Origin of the sequence: Henriciella barbarensis (assembly GCF_003576345.1) — a bacterium.
Lineage (GTDB): Bacteria > Pseudomonadota > Alphaproteobacteria > Caulobacterales > Hyphomonadaceae > Henriciella > Henriciella barbarensis.
In genome coordinates this window covers 1312074-1328659 of record NZ_QWGB01000005.1, presented here as the reverse complement: position 1 = coordinate 1328659, position 16586 = coordinate 1312074, and the positions used below count along the sequence as shown (strand labels likewise).

Annotated in this window: 19 protein-coding genes and 1 tRNA gene; 12 read left to right on the top strand and 8 right to left on the bottom strand. The window is 58.1% G+C overall.

The window, feature by feature from the left end:
- Positions 1-46 precede the first annotated feature (46 nt).
- From D1224_RS09605 to D1224_RS09595, 4 genes are all read left to right on the top strand, one after another.
- Complete coding sequence (locus tag D1224_RS09605; protein WP_119379658.1) at positions 47-1120, top strand: zinc-binding dehydrogenase; 1074 nt, start codon at positions 47-49, stop codon at positions 1118-1120.
- Between the two features lie 231 nt (positions 1121-1351).
- The gene (locus tag D1224_RS09600; RefSeq protein ID WP_119379657.1) at positions 1352-1936 is read left to right on the top strand and encodes a hypothetical protein; all 585 of its coding nucleotides are present in this window, start codon (positions 1352-1354) and stop codon (positions 1934-1936) included.
- A gap of 358 nt (positions 1937-2294) precedes the next feature.
- Positions 2295-2576, top strand: a complete 282-nt coding sequence (locus D1224_RS16480) for a hypothetical protein (RefSeq protein WP_182482225.1) — start codon at positions 2295-2297, stop codon at positions 2574-2576.
- A 309-nt stretch (positions 2577-2885) separates the two neighbouring features.
- The gene (locus D1224_RS09595; protein WP_119379656.1) at positions 2886-3290 is read left to right on the top strand and encodes a helix-turn-helix domain-containing protein; all 405 of its coding nucleotides are present in this window, start codon (positions 2886-2888) and stop codon (positions 3288-3290) included.
- 410 nt (positions 3291-3700) lie between these two features.
- Here the strand turns inward: D1224_RS09595 and D1224_RS09590 are convergent, their stop codons facing one another.
- Positions 3701-4897 (bottom strand): tyrosine-type recombinase/integrase, encoded by a 1197-nt coding sequence (locus tag D1224_RS09590; protein WP_119379655.1) that lies wholly within the window; start codon positions 4895-4897, stop codon positions 3701-3703.
- Between the two features lie 129 nt (positions 4898-5026).
- Here D1224_RS09590 and D1224_RS09585 point away from each other — a divergent pair.
- A tRNA-Ser gene (locus tag D1224_RS09585) sits at positions 5027-5090 on the top strand.
- 44 nt (positions 5091-5134) lie between these two features.
- On the opposite strand, the gene D1224_RS09580 is transcribed toward D1224_RS09585, so the two are convergent.
- Positions 5135-6370, bottom strand: a complete 1236-nt coding sequence (locus tag D1224_RS09580; RefSeq protein WP_119379654.1) for an aminotransferase class V-fold PLP-dependent enzyme — start codon at positions 6368-6370, stop codon at positions 5135-5137.
- A 176-nt stretch (positions 6371-6546) separates the two neighbouring features.
- On the opposite strand from D1224_RS09580, the gene D1224_RS09575 reads away from it, so the two are divergent.
- Positions 6547-7449, top strand: coding sequence for an alpha/beta hydrolase family protein (locus tag D1224_RS09575; protein WP_233350469.1), 903 nt, complete (start codon positions 6547-6549; stop codon positions 7447-7449).
- A 24-nt stretch (positions 7450-7473) separates the two neighbouring features.
- Here the strand turns inward: D1224_RS09575 and D1224_RS09570 are convergent, their stop codons facing one another.
- From D1224_RS09570 to D1224_RS09560, 3 genes are read right to left on the bottom strand one after another with little or no spacing between them, the layout of a single operon-like run.
- On the bottom strand, positions 7474-8427 hold the full coding sequence (locus tag D1224_RS09570) for an N-acyl homoserine lactonase family protein (protein ID WP_119379652.1): 954 nt from the start codon (positions 8425-8427) through the stop codon (positions 7474-7476).
- Between the two features lie 36 nt (positions 8428-8463).
- Positions 8464-8862, bottom strand: a complete 399-nt coding sequence (gene hisI, locus D1224_RS09565; RefSeq protein WP_119379651.1) for a phosphoribosyl-AMP cyclohydrolase — start codon at positions 8860-8862, stop codon at positions 8464-8466.
- Entirely contained in the window at positions 8862-10061 is a 1200-nt protein-coding gene (locus D1224_RS09560; protein WP_119379650.1) for a CaiB/BaiF CoA transferase family protein, read from the bottom strand. Before D1224_RS09560 ends, hisI begins: the two co-directional genes overlap by 1 nt.
- A 38-nt stretch (positions 10062-10099) precedes the next feature.
- Here D1224_RS09560 and D1224_RS09555 point away from each other — a divergent pair, with 38 nt between their 5' ends.
- The 4 genes from D1224_RS09555 (at position 10100) to D1224_RS09540 (ending at position 13488) form a co-directional block, all read left to right on the top strand.
- Positions 10100-10651 (top strand): DUF421 domain-containing protein, encoded by a 552-nt coding sequence (locus D1224_RS09555; protein ID WP_119379649.1) that lies wholly within the window; start codon positions 10100-10102, stop codon positions 10649-10651.
- 57 nt (positions 10652-10708) lie between these two features.
- Positions 10709-11530, top strand: coding sequence for an enoyl-CoA hydratase (locus D1224_RS09550; RefSeq protein WP_119379648.1), 822 nt, complete (start codon positions 10709-10711; stop codon positions 11528-11530).
- Between the two features lie 15 nt (positions 11531-11545).
- On the top strand, positions 11546-12442 hold the full coding sequence (locus D1224_RS09545; protein WP_119379647.1) for a hydroxymethylglutaryl-CoA lyase: 897 nt from the start codon (positions 11546-11548) through the stop codon (positions 12440-12442).
- Between the two features lie 251 nt (positions 12443-12693).
- Complete coding sequence (locus tag D1224_RS09540; protein WP_119379646.1) at positions 12694-13488, top strand: SDR family NAD(P)-dependent oxidoreductase; 795 nt, start codon at positions 12694-12696, stop codon at positions 13486-13488.
- A 3-nt stretch (positions 13489-13491) separates the two neighbouring features.
- Here the strand turns inward: D1224_RS09540 and D1224_RS09535 are convergent, their stop codons facing one another.
- On the bottom strand, positions 13492-13932 hold the full coding sequence (locus D1224_RS09535) for a cupin domain-containing protein (protein WP_119379645.1): 441 nt from the start codon (positions 13930-13932) through the stop codon (positions 13492-13494).
- A 2-nt stretch (positions 13933-13934) separates the two neighbouring features.
- The gene (gloB, locus tag D1224_RS09530; RefSeq protein WP_119379644.1) at positions 13935-14696 is read right to left on the bottom strand and encodes a hydroxyacylglutathione hydrolase; all 762 of its coding nucleotides are present in this window, start codon (positions 14694-14696) and stop codon (positions 13935-13937) included.
- Between the two features lie 43 nt (positions 14697-14739).
- Between gloB and D1224_RS09525 the strand changes: the two genes are divergently transcribed.
- Together D1224_RS09525 and D1224_RS09520 are read left to right on the top strand one after the other, a co-directional pair.
- Positions 14740-15558 carry a class I SAM-dependent methyltransferase gene (locus D1224_RS09525; protein ID WP_119379643.1) on the top strand — a complete coding sequence of 273 codons (819 nt, stop codon included), beginning with the start codon at positions 14740-14742 and terminating at the stop codon, positions 15556-15558.
- A gap of 21 nt (positions 15559-15579) precedes the next feature.
- Positions 15580-15924, top strand: coding sequence for a P-II family nitrogen regulator (locus tag D1224_RS09520; RefSeq protein WP_119379642.1), 345 nt, complete (start codon positions 15580-15582; stop codon positions 15922-15924).
- A gap of 58 nt (positions 15925-15982) precedes the next feature.
- On the opposite strand, the gene D1224_RS09515 is transcribed toward D1224_RS09520, so the two are convergent.
- Complete coding sequence (locus tag D1224_RS09515; protein WP_119379641.1) at positions 15983-16585, bottom strand: methionine biosynthesis protein MetW; 603 nt, start codon at positions 16583-16585, stop codon at positions 15983-15985.
- Position 16586 lies beyond the last annotated feature (1 nt).

The following is a 16586-nucleotide window of genomic DNA, read 5'->3' as shown; positions in this document are numbered from 1 at the left end:
CATCCGGGCATCAGTCGCACTTTAATTCGCTCAACAGGTTGTTTGAATGAAAACCAGAGCCGCCATCGCATTTTCAGAAAATGAGCCACTTGTCGTCGAAGAGGTCCGATTGTCGGACCCGGGACATGGTGAAGTGCGAATTAAAATGGAGGCGTGCGGGATCTGCCGCAGCGACCTAAGCGCGCTGGAAGGCAAAGAAACCGTTCAGTTTCCGGTCGTACTCGGTCACGAAGGGGCAGGATATGTAGACGGTGTCGGCGCTGGCGTCACAAAGCTCAAAGAAGGCGACAAGGTCGTTCTGTCCTGGACACCTGCTTGCGGCAACTGCCGGGGGTGCCGGCGTGGTGATGTGCACCTTTGCGAGGTTTTGTCCATGACAACCGAAGGCCGTGGTCCCATGACCTTAGGCGACCGTTCGCTCGATCGATTCATGGCGCTCGGAGCCTTCGCGGAGCATATTGTTGTTCCAGAAAATATGGCCGTTCCAATCAAGTCAGACCTGGAAGCCACGCATAGCTGCTTGATCGGGTGCGGTGTAACGACCGGGTTCGGTGCCGCCGTAAATAGCGCCAGTGTCCGCTGGGGAGAGCGGGTGGCGGTTTACGGGTGCGGCGGCGTCGGATTAGCCGCTATTCAAGGCGCTCGTGTCGCGGGCGCGACTGACATCATCGCCATTGATCCTGTTGCCGAACGCCGTGCAGCTGCCTTGAAGTTGGGTGCCACAGCCGCGATCCCACCTGAGAACTCACGCAAGTTGATCATGAGTGAAACTAATGGCGGCGTTGATGTTGCGATAGAATGCGTCGGCAGTCCGGCGGTCATGGCCGAGGCGTTCGGAGTAACTCGATCGGGCGGTCGGTGCGTTGTTGTTGGTCTTCCGGCCTTCACCGAGATGCTTGAGATCCCAGCGATTATGCTGCTTCAGGAAAAGACATTGACCGGTTCAATTTATGGCTCGGCGAACCCAGCCGTGGATTTTCAAAAGATCGCGTCACTTGCTGACAACAAACAGCTTCTTCTCGCACCTATGGTCGATAAAATCCGACCATTCGATGAAATAAACATAGGCATGGACGAGATGCGGCAAAGCAAATCGATACGCGTCGTCTTATCATTTTGACAGAGCGCCTAGACGAGGGATCGATCCGTCATTGATGCGCTTGCCAACGAGATCTCGTCCCAGCCACTAATTTGGAATGCATCGCAATCTTGGTAGTCTTTTGCTGCTCGACCCCCTTATTGCGCTGAGACCCACCGTTAACTCCAAGGCATCCGCTAAGCTGACAACGACCGGAACCAATAGTTAGGAGTTGTCAGTTATCGTGCTCCCCAAGAACAAGGGAGCACAGATATGCTTCAGGCGTATACAACATCGAATAGCCTACTGACGCGTCATCTGGGATCAACGAATTGGTCCGACATAACGGTCAGCGAACAGGATGAACTCATCAAGACATTCTTCAAAGACCAGACCTCGTTTGAGACGTGCGTAATGGGTTTGGATTGGAAGGGTGATCAAAACGTCGGTTTCGTTCAGGTCATCGAACTTGTTCGCAAGATACTCAGGAAGGCCGATGCGATTTGCGAAGGCGGCACATTCTCCGATGACGGCTTCGGTATTTCAGACGACGATCTCCTGGTCGTTCAGGTGCTGATAAACACGCAATTGGGGCGCAGGCTTGCGAAGGCTCTAGGAATTGAGACGACCGGCGCCTCCTACGACATCAGCGATGAAGAGCTCGAACACCTCGCGACCGACCTGATTGAAGTTGAGGCGCTTTGTGAAGATCTCATGGAATTCGGCTGCTACGACGGCGCGATTGAACAGGTCCTGAACCATCTCTATCCGGTTTACTCGTCTGAGATGGCGTCATTTCCATCAAAGCAGATCCAGCATCTCTGGAAAGGGGCCGGCAGCTCGTCTCATTTCGTCTGATCGCTTCCCAGTCGAGCGCACGATGTCAGAAATCGGCGTTAAAACTTGACCAAGCATACACCCATAATAAGTCGGCAAAAGTAGGCGAGAACCAACCGTCGATGGATACCCGGTTCTTCCTACGCTTAGGCTGTCGGACCCCCTACGGTCTGACAGCCTTTTTCATTGGTCTTCGACAACAACTGCAACACGAACCAGTATTCAGGTTTCGTCCATTCGCTTCCGTTTCGCGCCGATGGAAAATGATACCAAATCCGGACTACACACATCTCAACTTGAAGACGATAATTGCTCAGGTCTAGGCTGCGCACTCTGAAAGAATAGCCACGACGCGAAGCAGTAAAAACGGCCTCCAACCATGACGCCTAACAAGCAGAAAACAACACCCGGCTTTCGCATCAGAAGCCAGTTTGTAAGCGCCTCCGGCCTGCCATCGGGACTGACAACACGTTCAGCGGTGGAGCACTACATCATGGACGTTACCTCTGAGCTACGCTCTCTCAGAGTGTCCTGGCGCTCTTACAGTCAGCAATCTCAACCGACATCTGCCGATAACCTCCGCTTCCTGACACATGAAAGCAAGCTTGAGATCCTTCGCGATCAGGCGCTGGCGATCTTAAAGGAATTTGGCAGCGACTGACGCGGTCCAGGAGACGGAGATGAGAACACATGTCTCTACCGCCTCTGCACCCGAGCGAAAACCTGAATGGCTAGGGAAAGGCTTGCTGCAGGCTAAGTCCTCGTCGCGCCGTTATCCGAAGTCTTAGAAATCCAGCGAAAACGCGGACGGTATTGCCGCCAGATTTTGCCGATATCTATAGAAACTCCCTTATAGTTTCGTCGCTCAATGATGACTAATAATGCCTTGTTTTTATTTCATTTGCCATTTGAACGCCAGGTAATCAGTGACCATACTCACCTCATCGACAACACAAAGAAGAGGTAAAAAATGACCAACCTAAATTTCGCGGACAAACAGTATTCCGGAGAGCGCTTTCGTCACTGGTTCGCGCACACGATTGACAAACAGAGCGAGCTCACGGTCGAGAAAATTGCCAAAGAACTCGGCTACACTCGGCATCATGCGGTTCAACAATGGATCGACGGGAAAGGCAAACCCAGCTGGCGACACCTTCCGAAGCTAGCGGAACTCCTAAACGTCGACCAAGCGGTCCTGATCCCCTTGTTCGTTGATGCGCAGATCGATGACCCGGACGTCAGGGAAGAAGTCTTCGAAGCAGCGAGTCACACCGTGCCTAAATGGGAGTACCCAATGATCGAGATCGCCAGGAGCATCTATATAGATGGCAACCCGGCGGTGTGGGACCACTACAAGCCTGATTACCTTAGCTAATCATCCAGCAACATGGTGGGGGTAAGAGAGGTTCGCTCAATTCGTCGAATAAGCGAATGAGGGAGCTTCTCTTTCAAATCTCACGCACGGCGATGAATTGATCCCTTACACAACCGTCAAGCGTCCTTTCCAATAGTGATCGGAGATTTCGCGCGTCGATATTCTGGCAACTTAGTTGGGTCTAAATCGGCGGAAATAGAACTCCGACGGCGACCTGTGTCGGAGCGAACGAGCGCGAGTGGACGCCGTTGCCAGTCTGCGTCGTGCGTTCGGAAAGTATAAGGGTGACGATATCGGAATTGATGATCGTGGCTGGATACACCACACGTTGACCTGACAGCACGAATTGCCGGAGTCTTCCTAGCAACTACCAGAGCACAAGCGCTTCGAATCTCTCATGATTAAGCAGTCTAAGAATCTGTAGCTTTGATTGCCATTCCCAAGACTTCCGCAACGCCAGACGCAGGGCTGTTGGCGCTAGTAAAATCACGGTGGGCATACCGAAGAGTTGTTTGGGGTGACCTATGGCCAAGTTCCGCACCAATCTGAGCCAGCGAATAACCCTGCTCCAAGGCCAGCGAAGCGAATGTGTGCCGGATATCGTGAGTTCGGAATTCACTTAGGCCTGAACGCTTTCTCACGCGATTCCAAAAGGCCTTTATATCATACCGAGGCTTGTTTGGATCTGTCAGACTAGGGAATACGTATCCGCTTGAACATCCACTTTCGTATTGCCACTCACGGAGTAGTTCAACGGCGGCGGGTGGAAGCCTTCTCCTTATCCTTTGCTTGAGGCGCTTCCCGTTCTTGATGTGTTCAGCAGGTACAATCCAGACACCCTTATCAAGATCAAATTCTTTCCATGTCGCATTTAGCGCTTCGCCACGTCGACCGCCTGTGTAGAAAAGCAGCTCGGTCATCGTCGCTGCACCGCGGTCTTGGTCGGCTCCAATCGCCTCATAGAATTTTTGGAGCTCCGCCTTTGTAGGAACGTACTCTCTCGCTTTTTCAGGAAAGTGATCGATTCCTTTGCATGGATTCCTTTCTATGAGCTCGTCATCAATGGCCATGTTCATCATCTTTGAGAGCAACATCAAAGCACGGTTCGCGGCCGTAAAGCGCTTCGGTTCGCTTTTGTGCCAGCGGCGTACGCTGGCTTTTGATATCTCGTCTAGGGACAGGTGGCCAAAGGTTGGCGCGAGTCTGTTCTTCCAAAGCGACTCGTCTTCCTGAACCGACCGAGCCGCTTTGTTCGGCTTAGCATGATCATTCAAATAGACAGTCCAGTAGTCCGACAGGCTAGGAATACCGCGCTTCTTGTTTTGTTCTTCAAATTGGTCATAACCGCGCTTGATGTCGGAACGAACAAATGAAGCCTTTTCCCTAGCATCGCTGACGCGAATGTCCGGGAATCTACCAAAGCTACGCTTGTGCTGGCGTCCGCGTTCGTCCCGGTAAAACACTCCGAATGATTTTGTGCCGGATGGGAGGACACGAACGAAGAAGCTTTTGACTTCGATATCCCAAACCGTAAATTCTTTCTCTTCTGGCTGAAGTTTCTCAACCATCGTCTTTGTAAGTTTTTCTCTGCGCTTTGCATTGGGCATACACTCTCCATGGAAGCAATATGGAAGCAGGCAACTTCGCTCCGCCTCGTTAGTGAGAGTGCTAAATTCGTAAACGTCTTATATTATTTCCAGTGTCTTCAGGGTACTAGCGTGCGCGCCGGTACGTGAGAGTATGTACTAAAACAGATTCCTAATCTGTAGGTCACAGGTTCGAATCCTGTCGGGGTCGCCAATTCCAGCGCTTACTATTTGAAATGTCTGTCGAGGTATGCGGCCTCAGGTGACGGCTGCGCGCTCGCGGTACTCTTCCTTGTTCCAGCTTTCGGTCTCGAGAATATCTGCCAGCGCGTCCATCGCGTCCCAGACATCGATGAAGCGCAGGAAAAGCGGAGAAAGGCCGAAACGGATGGTGTCGGGCGCGCGGAAATCCGCGAAAATATTGCGCGCGGCTAGGGCCCGGACGATTTCGTGCGCATGGGGGTGACTGAAGCTGACATGCCCGCCGCGGTCTTTGCCCTGAACCGGCGAGCCCACAGTGAGGCCGACATCACCCGCACGCGTCGTCACAAGGTCACCCAAGGCCCGTGCCTTTGCCGCGACAAGCGATAGATCCAGCGCTTCGAAGGCTTCGAGAGCACCAGAAAGCGCCGCAAGCGACAGGATAGGCGGGGTCCCGTTGGCAAAGCGGGTAATATCATCTGCCGGGGTGTATTCCGGATCGAAGGTGAACGGGCTGGCATGGCCCATCCAGCCTGGCATCGGGCTTTCGAGCTTTTCGATCAGATCTTTTTCGACATAAAGGAATGACGGCGCGCCCGGGCCACCGTTCAGATATTTGTAGGTGCACCCTGTGGCGAGCCTTGCGCTTGCCTTGTTCAGCGCGACTTCAATCACGCCTGTTGCATGGCTGAGGTCCCAGATAATGAGACCGCCTGCTTGCTGAGCGAGCTTTTCCTCTGTGGCCATGTCACGGCGCTCAGCGTTTCGATAATTGACGAGACTGCGGATAAGGATGCCGCCGGTTTCCTGCATAGCAGCAATGCCCCGACCTGCCTCGACCCGCCGGAAGTCAGCGCCCTGAAGCGTTGAAAGAGCCTCGGTAATATACTGGTCGGTCGGGAATTCATCCTCTTCGATGATGAGGGTGCTGGACGCAGGCAGACCAGCCGAGAGCGCCGCGGAGGCGAGCTTGAAGATATTCGCAGAGACGCTGTCAGCGATCATGACTTCCTGTTGGCGGGCGCCGACCAGGCGGGCAAGCTGGGCCCCTGTCGCCTTGGCGAGCGTGAACCAGCCGGCACTATTCCATGACCGCACCAATCCGCGGCGCCAGTCATACTTGGCCGCCTGGTGCAGCGCGTCGAGCGCATTGTGCGTGGCCGGGCCAAGCGAATGCCCCACCAGATAGATCAGGCCGCCTTCCACGTCGAAAGCTTCGCGCGCATGGGCAAGGATGTCGTGCCGGTCGCTGGCAATCGCGCTATCGCGGCTAGAGGGGCAATTATAGATCATCTGGCATTAACCCTTGTGGGCACATTCGGTTCTCTTGCCATTGCGCGGCTTGGCGGGCAGATCAATGGAGATTCATCTGTTGGAGCAAGCCTTTGCGTATTCTATCCCAGCTTTGCGCAGTTGCGCTCCTGCTCGCTGCTTGCACTAACGCCCCTCATCCGTCTGACAGCGAGGAAGTGGCTTCTGCTGAACGCACCGTTGCAGACGTTACAGAGGAAGCCATGGCCGAAGAAGCGCTCATGAAGTGGGGCGACTTGCTGGGACGCCCGCTTCCGCAGCCCGACACGACGGTCGCGACGGGCCCCGGCGCAACAGACATTATCGATCTCTGGCTGCCAGCTGGCGAGGGACCCTTCCCGACGGTCCTGATGATCCATGGCGGATGCTGGCAGAAGGAAATCGCGGACCGGACACTTATGAACTACGCGGCCAACGCTCTTCGCGATGAAGGCATGGCGGTCTGGAACATTGAGTATCGCGGCGTCGACGAGGACGGCGGCGGCTATCCGGGGACATTTCTGGACGTGGTGCGGGCCGTCGACGCCCTGGCAGAGCAAGGCCCGGCGCTCGGTCTCGACACCTCGAACGTTGTAGCCACGGGCCACTCAGCTGGCGGACACCTCGCTCTCTGGGCAGCGGCGCGACCAAATATTCCTGAGCGAAGCCCCCTTTACACAAACGAGCCCTTTTTACCGAAGGCGGTGATGAACATCGGTGGTCTCGCAGACCTTGAGACCTCCGCGCCGGTCACAGAGGCTGGCTGCCTTGCCGACATCATGGACTTGCTGACGGGCGCCTCATCCGATGCCCGTGCAGATGTCTTCTCCGATACCTCGCCGGCAACACTTCTGCCGCTCGGTACACGTCAGATCATTGTGAACAGCGCGCGCGACCCCATCGCGCCGCCGCAGCTTGGGCAGGATTATGCCGCGAAAGCGACAGCGGCCGGTGACGATGCGGAATATATTGAAGTTCCCGGCGGGCATGTCGAACTTGTCGCGCCCGGTACACCGGCTTTTGACCGTCAGATGCAGATCCTGAAGGGGCTGCTCGGCCTTGATACCGGAAGCGCCGAATAGGCGCCACCGGCTGAAGGCTTCAAGCTAGCGCATCACGTCCGGAAGATCGTTCGTATCTGCCGGCTCATGCTGAATGATGACACGGGCGCCAAGCTCTTCTGCCCGCGCTTCGAACGCTGCGATGGATGCGCGCGTCTCTTCGACATCGGTATTGAATGCCGGGACCCTTTCACCTTCGCGGCTTTCCTCGCGGTGATAGAGATCACCCGTCAGAAAGACAGGACCGGTCTCCGGCAGGTTCACAAGAAGCGAAGCGTGGCCAGGCGTGTGGCCCGGCGTTTCCATGATGATCACAGCGCCGTCGCCGAATACATCGTGATTTTCGCCAATCGTCTCGCGCGTCAGGTTTTCGAACGCCGGGAACTGGCTTTCTGACTGGCCCTCGGCTTGGCTTTCAGCACCAGCTTCCGGAAACATGAAGTTGAACTCGGCCTCATTGACGAGCCAGGTGGTGGAAGCGTCGATATCGCCTGCCTGACCGACATGATCAAAATGGCTATGAGAAATGGAAACCATTTCCACGTCCGACATGCCGAGGCCCATCTCGATCAGCTGATCGGAAATCGTTTTCTCCAGCGATACGGTGAAGACGTCCTGCGTCTGCTCACCGGCCTCGACCAGTTCGCCCGGAAGCCCGAGATCCCAGAGAAGGTCGCCGTCCGGATGGCGCACCAGCCAGCACGTGTCAGTGAAAGTGTCGGTCTGACCCGCATAGTCGCCTTCGACCGAAAAGATATCGAGATCGGAGACATAGATCGTTCCGCAATCGAGCTTGATGAGCTGAAGCTCTTCGGCAGGTTCTGAAGCCATCGCATAGGAAGGCGATTGGCCAGTAGCCGCGTCAGTGCCCGCATCATCGGACGTCTCGCCCTCCGATGGAGGAGTCAGCGCGGTTTCATCGGCGCTTGGCTCTGCCGGAGAGCAGGCGCTCATGGCCAGAGCGAGTACGCCAAGCGAAATAAGTGGCAAGTTTTTCATTAATCCAGGTCCCCGTTGATCAGCCCTTTCGCCAATCTAGACGGGCAAATCAGCGAAAGATAGCGCCCCATCGGGAGAGACCTTGCGGTAGAAGCAGGATTTCCGGTCGGTGTGACATGCAGGCCCCTTCTGACTCACCTTGAGGAGGAGTGTGTCCTGATCGCAGTCGATAAGGATTTCGTCGACGGACTGTGTATTGCCGGACGTCTCCCCCTTGCGCCAGAGCTTGCCACGCGAGCGAGAGAAATAGGTCGCTTCGCCTGTCTCGATTGTCTGGCGAAGCGCGTCTTCGTTCATCCAGGCCATCATAAGCACTTCGTCGGTGGCGCTATCCTGCGCTACCGCCGGGATCAGGCCGTCAGAATTGAACTTCGGCCGCAGCTCTTTCGCTTCGTCCTGATCAGAGCCGGAAAGCGGGGGCTTGAGGTCCATCATCAGATGACTCCTTTGTCGCGCAGGCGCGCCTGTTCTGACGCGTCAACGCCGAGGGAAGAGAGGATGCTGGTTGTGTCAGCGCCGAGCACCGGTCCTGCGTGATCGACACGGCCCGGAGTGTCAGAAAGCTTCGGGAAGACACCCTGCATGGGGACTTCGCCAAGCATGGGGTGGGCAACGCGGATGATCGCCTCACGCGCCTTTATGTGGGCGTCTTCCAGCATGTCGCGGGCCGTGTTGACCGGGCCGCAGGGGACACCATTGGTTTGGCACTGCTTCAAAACATCCGCCACGGTACGTTCCCCGGTCCAGGCGGCGATCTTCTCGTCCAGCTCAATCTGATTGTCGCCGCGTGCATCATGGGTGGCGTAGCGCGAATCATCGGCCCAGTCGGCGCCGATCATCTCTGCGAGCCGCCGGAAAAGCGTGTCCTGATTGGCCCCGATGATGACCATACCGTCTGCGCACGAATAGACACCGGACGGGGCGACGCGCGGCAGGATCGGCCCTGTGCGTTCGCGCGTATGGCCGGCGAGGGCGTATTCAGGAATGATGCTTTCGATGAAGGCCATGACGCTCTCATAGATGGCGGCATCGACGACCTGTCCCTTGCCGGTTCTCTCACGGGAAAAGAGCGCCATCATTGTGCCGAGCGCCGCAAACGTCCCCGTCATCGTATCGCCGAGCGAGACCCCGGCGCGCGCTGGAAGGCGGTCCGGCTCGCCGATCATGTAGCGCAGGCCGCCCTTGGCCTCACCGACGCTGGCATAACCAGCCTTGGCGCTTTCGGGGCCTGTCTGGCCATAGCCGGAGATACGGGCGATCACGAGGCGGGGGTTGAGCGCATGCAGGACGTCCGGGCCGAGGCCCCAGCGTTCCAGCGTGCCGGGCCTGAAGTTCTCGACCAGCACGTCTGCGGTTTCCACGAGCTGCTTTAGGATGGCCTGGCCTTCGGTGGTCCGCAGGTTCAGCGTCAGGGACTTCTTGTTGCGCGCAATGATCGGCCAGAAAAGGCTCTGGCCATCCTTTTTGGCCGCGCCCCAGCCACGCGCCGGGTCTGGCGCGTCGGGGGCCTCGACCTTGATGATTTCGGCACCAAAATCGCCAAGCAGCTGCGCACAGAAAGGCCCGGCAATGAGCTGGCCTAGCTCAATGACGCGCAGGCCAGCTAGCGGGGCGGGAACTGAAGTGTCAGGCATGCGCTCTGTTTGGATCAATGATGGGGAGGGCGCAAGCCATGATGGACTGGATTACAACGAGCTGGTCGGCGGTTGGAATGGTGCTTCTGGGCGGCCTTGGCATGTATGCGACAGTCATCATGCTGACGCGTGTATTCGGGCTGCGCAGCTTTTCGAAAATGAGCGGTTTCGACTTTGCGGTCACGGTTGCAACCGGGTCGATCCTCGCAGCGATCTTCATCGCCAAGGATCCGCCCCTGCTACAAGGCATGTTGGCGATGATTATCCTGTTCTTCATGCAGGCCGCGGTCGCCGAACTGCGCAAGCGCTTCAGCTTTGTCGAAGCGATTGTCGACAATCGTCCGCGCCTGATCATGTGGGGCGGGGAAATCGACGAGAAGCAGATGCTGAAAGCGAAGATCACCCGCGCTGACCTGTTGGCAAAACTGCGCGAAGCGAATGTGACGCGCTTTGAGCAGATCCACGCGGTAATCGCTGAGACGACCGGAGATGTTTCTGTCCTTCATGGGCCACCTGATGAGACGCTTGAGACTGGCCTTCTGGACGGGGTGATCGGCGCCGAACGCTTCAAGTCCGCGATGGGTGATTGACTTGAGGTCTCGTGTCTGCCCGGTATCACATCAACAAGACGATAAGGGAGACAAGAAATGAGCGCACAGGAACACATCAAGTCCACGACAGAAAACGGCGTTCTGACGATCAGGCTGAACCGGCCAGACAGGCTGAATGCCTGGACGCCGAAAATGGCAGTCGAGGTCGAGCAGGCTGTGCGCAAGGCCGGGGACGATGATGCGGTTCGCGTTATCGTGATCACAGGCGAAGGGCGCGGCTTCTGTGCAGGCGCAGACATGCAGGGACTGCAAGGGATACAGTCCGGCGGCGGCCAAGAGCCGGAGGCCGAGGCGGCACCCGCACCGAGCGATGAGATCGAGAAGCTCTATCCTGGACGGTTCGGCTATCTCTATGCTTGCCCCAAGCCAATTATCGCCGCAATCAATGGCCCATGCGCGGGCATCGGCTTGATCTTCGCGCTTTATGCCGATCTCCGTTTTGCCAATGAGGACGCAAAATTCACGACCGCCTTTGCCCAGCGCGGGCTGATTGCTGAGCATGGTATCGCGTGGCTATTGCCCCGCCTTATTGGTGAGGCCAACGCGCTGGACCTTCTTTTCACCGCGCGCAAGTTCGATGGGCGGGAAGCCGCCCAGATGGGGCTGGTGAATGCGGCACTGCCTGCAGGTGATCTCAAGGCCCATGTCGACGGCGTTGCGCAGCATCTTTCGACCCAGGTCTCGCCCCGCTCGGTCGCCATTATGAAGCGCCAGATCCGCGAATCCTATTTTCAGGACTTCGCTGCCAGTCTTGAAATTGCCGACGAGGAGATGAAGAACAGCTTCTCGGCCTTTGACTTCAAGGAAGGTGTTGCCAGCTTTGTTGAAAAGCGCGCCCCCGCCTTTCAGGGGCGATAAGGAACAGGACCCTTAATGAGCAGACGTATCGACATCGTGGAGGTCGGCCCCCGCGACGGGCTGCAGAACGATCCCGGCAATCTGACGACGGCGCAAAAACTGGAATTCATTGCACGGCTGGAAGAGGCAGGCGTGCGCCGGATGGAGTCTGGTAGTTTTGTCTCGCCAAAGGCCGTGCCCAAGATGGCGGACTCGACAGAGGTCTTCGCAGGCGTCGACAGGTCGAAACCAACCCGGCACATCGCGCTTGCCCTCAATGAGAAAGGCGTGCGCCGGGCCATCGACGCGAAAGCTGACGAGATAAACTTCGTCCTGGTGGCCGGTGAAGGTTTCGGGAAACGCAATCAGGGCATGAGCCCGAGCGAGAGCGCAGACATGCTGATGCAGTGCGCGCCACTCATTCACGAGGCAGGCATTCCGCTGTCGGCGACCATCTCTGTGGCCTTCGGTGACCCGTATGACGGCGAGGTCAGCCCCGTGGTCGTCGGCAATCTGGCGGCGCGGGCACAACGGGCCGGCGTGGGTGAGCTCGCGCTTGGCGATACGATCGGCGTGGCGACACCCTGGCAGGTAAGATCGCTGATTGATCGGGTCAGCATGGAAGCCCCGGACGTCTTCCTGCGCATGCACTTCCATGACACGCGCGGCGCTGCACTTGCCAACGTCGCGGCGGCTGTCGATGCCGGGGTCGACGTGATCGATGCAAGCTGCGGCGGGATCGGCGGCTGTCCATTCGCGCCAGCGGCGACCGGCAATGTTGCCACCGAGGATGTCGTCTACATGCTCGAGCGCGCTGGTTTCGAGACGGGTCTCGACCTCGGCAAACTGATCGACACGGCGAAGTGGCTTGAAACGGTGCTCGGCCATGAGGTGAGTTCCAGCTTGAGCAAGGCGGGTGGTTTTCCGGCCTAGTACATGCGCGGCCTCAGGTGTGCGTCACTCCCGAGCGCCGTCAGGCGATCTGGGAGCCCATCTCCCGCCCTCTGAGTGGCAGCAATCGAAATGCCAGAAGATTGACCCTAAGACCGCTTTGCGGTCGAGGGTGACGCCCCACTGTAATGCTGGTGTGTGTCGCGGCGTCAGACTTGCCTCAGCTGCAAAAGAAGTCGCACACTTTTCCTCAAAGCCGCGCCGGACAAAGCGGCAGACGAGGGAGAAACAGTATGGCAAACAGGTTCGAAGGCCGTGTGGTCTGTATGACCGGAGCCGCCAAGGGGATCGGCCGTCAGGCGGCGCTGAGCTTTGCGGAAGAAGGCGCGATTATCGTCGCTACGGATATCGAGGCAGAAGCTGGCAAGGCGCTCGTCGCCGAGATGGAAGGCTCTGGCGGCAAGGCGAGCTTCATTGAGCATGACGTGACCAGCGAAGACGGCTGGATCGATGTCATCGCCAGTATCCGCAGCCAGCACGGCAAACTCGACGTCCTGATCAACAATGCAGGGATCGGCATGACGGGCCTTGTCCATGAGATGGACTATGACCTCTGGCGCAAGATGATGGCGGTGAATGTCGATGGGGTCTTCCTCGGCACCAAGCACGCCCTGCCCCTGATGCGCGATGCTGGCCGCGGCAACATCATCAATGTTTCTTCCGTGGCAGGCATTCGCTCGACAGCAAACTTCTCCTGTTATTGCGCGACAAAGGCCGCGGTGAAGAGCTTCACCAAATCGGTGGCGCTGGAATGCGCCGAAGCCAAGGATGGCATCAGGGTCAATTCGATCCATCCCGGCATCATCTCAACCGCCATCTGGGATACGCTGATCGGCACCGAAGAAAGCACGTCCAGCAATATGCCGCGCGATGCGACCTTGGCTGGCATGACCGGCGAGGCCGTGCCTTTCGGACGCACCGGCACTATCCTGGAAATCGTCAACGGCATGCTGTTCCTCGCCTCTGACGAAAGCAGCTACATGCACGGCGCGGAACTTGTCCTTGATGGCGGCCTGACGGCCGGATAAGCCCTAGACCTTCGGGCGCCAGTTCTCAGGCGCCATTTCGAAGCCTGCAAAATCAAAGCCCGGCGCGACGAAACAGCTGACCAGCGTCCACGCGCCGAGCGTTTCGGCCGTCTGCCAGTGATCCTTTGGGACGACGCATTGCGGGCGCTGGCGGGTGCGGATATCGGGGCCGAGCATATGGGCTTTGGCGCCTTGGCCATCTGGCGGGGATATCGTCAGCGCAAGCGGCCCGCCCGCATGCCATGCCCACACCTCATCAGCATCGACGCGGTGCCAGGCTGAAACTTCGTCGGCCTGCAGCAGGTAATAGATTGTGGTGCAGGCGGCGCGGCCATCACCTTCAGAGCGGTACATCTCCGCATAGTGCCCCCCCTCGGGATGCGGTTTCAGGCCGAGCAGACGGATGATTTCATTGGCGCCAAGGTCGCCGGAGATTGCAGGCATGCTCAGAAACTGTCCTTGCGGGCTCGAATCTCCGCGAAGGTTGCAACCGGGTCACCCGCATGGCCCATGGCGGCCTGCAATGCAGCATCATCTGCGCGCAGGAATGGATTGGCTTCAAGCTCTCGCGAGAGCACCGTCGGCACGGTCCACTCGCCGCGCTGGCGCTTCATTTCGACTTCCTGCGCATACGAGGTGAGCGCCGGGTTCGACGGATCGACGCTGAGCGCAAAGCGGGCATTGGCCTGCGTATACTCATGCGCGCAATAGATGACGGTTTCAGCCGGAAGTTCCTTGAGACGCGACAGGCTGGCCCACATCATCTTCGCATCGCCTTCAAAGACGCGGCCACAGCCGAGCGCGAACAAGGCATCTCCGACAAAAGCGGTTCTCGCCTCAGGGATATGATAGGCGATATGGCCCAGCGTGTGACCGGGCACATCGACGATATCGACTTCCATATCACCGAGGCGGACCGAGTCGCCGCCTGACAGATGCTGGTCGATGCCGGGGATTTTTTCCGCCTCGCCGGCAGGACCAAGAATGCGGCAGCCCGTTGCTTTCTTGATCAGCTCATTGCCGCCAGCGTGGTCTGGATGCCAGTGCGTGTTCCAGATCTCGTTTATCGTCCAGCCAAGGGTCTCGGCCTCAGCCAGGTATTTTTCTCCGTCTGGCGTGTCGATAGCCACGGTCATGCCGGATTTGGTGTCGTGCGCAAGAAAGCCGTAATTGTCTTTCAGGCATGGAAACTGGTGAATTTCGATCATGCCCCCATTTAAGACCAAAGGCAGATTGTGAAACAAGGCCTGTATGAGACAGCGCGCGCGCGACCTTGAGAATTTTTACGCCTCCAGCCTTGGAGAGACGGCCTGCTATCTGCTGCTCAGGCGGCTGAATGACCTGTGGGGCGACTGCGCAAACCAATCCGTTCTCGGCATGGGATACGCGCATCCCCTGCTGGCAGGACTTTCGCTTACGGCAAAATCTACGGTCGCTGTAACCCCACACCTCGGCGAGGCAAGCTACTGGGCCGGGACGGATCGGGGCGTGTCAGCCTGTATTTCTGAAGAAGACCGCCTGCCCTTCGCGGATGGGTCTTTCGACAGGGTGATCCTGCTGCATGCCGTCGAAGAGGCAGAAAGCCCGCGCGCCGTCATGCGTGAGGCATGGCGTGTGCTGGCGCCCGAAGGCCGCGCCCTTATCGTCGTTGCCAACCGCAAGGGGCTCTGGTCGTTGAGCGAAGGCACGCCCTTTGGACACGGCCGCCCTTGGACGCGCCGTCAGCTTATACAGTGGCTGAACGATCATCTGTTCCAGGTGACCGCCAGTGCGACGGCGCTTCACCTGCCGCCAATCGACTGGCGCTTCCTTACCCACGCAGCCGATGGATTTGAGAATTTCGGCGGCCTTGCCGTGCCGGGACTGGGCGGCGCGGTCATGGTCGAGGCGATCAAGCATCTCTATGCAAAACCCGGCAGCGGCGCCGCTGCACCCGTCACAGGACTGGCAACCGGGCGCAAAGGTGTGGCACAGTTGCCTAGAAATGAGGCAGCGCGTTCCAACGGCCAGAAAGTCGAAATTTCTCACGTTGACCGACCCGTCACGTCACGCTTTCATCACAAATGTTGAACAATGGGAGGCTCTGGGGCCATGAAACTTATTACCGCGATCTTCAAACCAAGCAGGCTTGATGCCGTCATCGACGCATTGAGCGAAGTTGGCGTTGCCGGTCTGACAGTCTCCGAAGTCCGTGGCTACGGACGCCAACAAGGCAAGACCGAAGTCTATCGCGGCGCGGAGTACGAAGTCCGCCTCCTGCCGAAGGTCAAAGTCGAAGTTGCCTGCGCGACAGGCGATGTCGACCGTCTGGTCGAAGCTGTAATCAGCGCGGCGAACACCGGCACCATCGGTGATGGCAAGATTTTCGTCTCCGGCCTGGACAGCGTGACCCGCATCCGGACGGGCGAAAAGAACGAACAGGCGCTCGGCGGCTAGCGTCTACCTCCCAATCCATGTTGAACGACCGGCAGCACAGAACGTGCCTGCCGGTTTTTCACATCCGCCTCAGATGCAGGATGACCTCGTCTGCGCCCCAGTTGAGGCGCTTGAGCCCCTTGTTGCGGAACGCACCAACTTCCCCGCCCCGCACAGGCGCCACCGCCACGCAGGCGAGACCGAGGCGACCGGCCAGCTCGATCATGTCCAGAGCTGTCACAGGCAACAACACACCATCTTCATGTGCGAGGCCGGGCGCGGGCATACGGCCGTGACGAATGAGCGTGAGCCGACGGCTCCACAATCCGTAATTGCGAAACGACACGATGACCTCCGGGGCAATGCGCGCAAGCTCCCCCAGAACCCGCGCCGGGCGGCGCATCTGCTGGACGGCTTGAGACAGGATCGCCACCTCGAAACTGTCATCAGGAAAGAGCTCCAGGTCACTGTCGGCATCGCCCTGGATGACGGACAGGCCGCGCGCCATTGCAATACCGGCAGTCTCGCTGGAAAGCTCCAGTCCGCGCGCATCGACACTGCGGGTTGATTTGAGGAGGTCCAGCAGAGCCCCGTCACCGCAGCCGACGTCCAGCACACGGGCGCCCTGGCGTACGCGCCGCGCAATCGCCTCATGGTCCGGGCGGACTGTTCGTTGTTCCACC

Bases quoted from the DNA above. Each gene is read 5' to 3' on its own strand.
- D1224_RS09605 (WP_119379658.1), top strand. From the start codon at position 47: ATGAAAACCAGAGCCGCCATCGCATTTTCAGAAAATGAGCCACTTGTC.
- D1224_RS09600 (WP_119379657.1), top strand. From the start codon at position 1,352: ATGCTTCAGGCGTATACAACATCGAATAGCCTACTGACGCGTCATCTG.
- D1224_RS16480 (WP_182482225.1), top strand. From the start codon at position 2,295: ATGACGCCTAACAAGCAGAAAACAACACCCGGCTTTCGCATCAGAAGC.
- D1224_RS09595 (WP_119379656.1), top strand. From the start codon at position 2,886: ATGACCAACCTAAATTTCGCGGACAAACAGTATTCCGGAGAGCGCTTT.
- D1224_RS09590 (WP_119379655.1), bottom strand. From the start codon at position 4,897: ATGCCCAATGCAAAGCGCAGAGAAAAACTTACAAAGACGATGGTTGAG.
- D1224_RS09580 (WP_119379654.1), bottom strand. From the start codon at position 6,370: ATGATCTATAATTGCCCCTCTAGCCGCGATAGCGCGATTGCCAGCGAC.
- D1224_RS09570 (WP_119379652.1), bottom strand. From the start codon at position 8,427: ATGAAAAACTTGCCACTTATTTCGCTTGGCGTACTCGCTCTGGCCATG.
- hisI (WP_119379651.1), bottom strand. From the start codon at position 8,862: ATGATGGACCTCAAGCCCCCGCTTTCCGGCTCTGATCAGGACGAAGCG.
- D1224_RS09560 (WP_119379650.1), bottom strand. From the start codon at position 10,061: ATGCCTGACACTTCAGTTCCCGCCCCGCTAGCTGGCCTGCGCGTCATT.
- D1224_RS09555 (WP_119379649.1), top strand. From the start codon at position 10,100: ATGATGGACTGGATTACAACGAGCTGGTCGGCGGTTGGAATGGTGCTT.
- D1224_RS09550 (WP_119379648.1), top strand. From the start codon at position 10,709: ATGAGCGCACAGGAACACATCAAGTCCACGACAGAAAACGGCGTTCTG.
- D1224_RS09545 (WP_119379647.1), top strand. From the start codon at position 11,546: ATGAGCAGACGTATCGACATCGTGGAGGTCGGCCCCCGCGACGGGCTG.
- D1224_RS09540 (WP_119379646.1), top strand. From the start codon at position 12,694: ATGGCAAACAGGTTCGAAGGCCGTGTGGTCTGTATGACCGGAGCCGCC.
- D1224_RS09535 (WP_119379645.1), bottom strand. From the start codon at position 13,932: ATGCCTGCAATCTCCGGCGACCTTGGCGCCAATGAAATCATCCGTCTG.
- gloB (WP_119379644.1), bottom strand. From the start codon at position 14,696: ATGATCGAAATTCACCAGTTTCCATGCCTGAAAGACAATTACGGCTTT.
- D1224_RS09525 (WP_119379643.1), top strand. From the start codon at position 14,740: ATGAGACAGCGCGCGCGCGACCTTGAGAATTTTTACGCCTCCAGCCTT.
- D1224_RS09520 (WP_119379642.1), top strand. From the start codon at position 15,580: ATGAAACTTATTACCGCGATCTTCAAACCAAGCAGGCTTGATGCCGTC.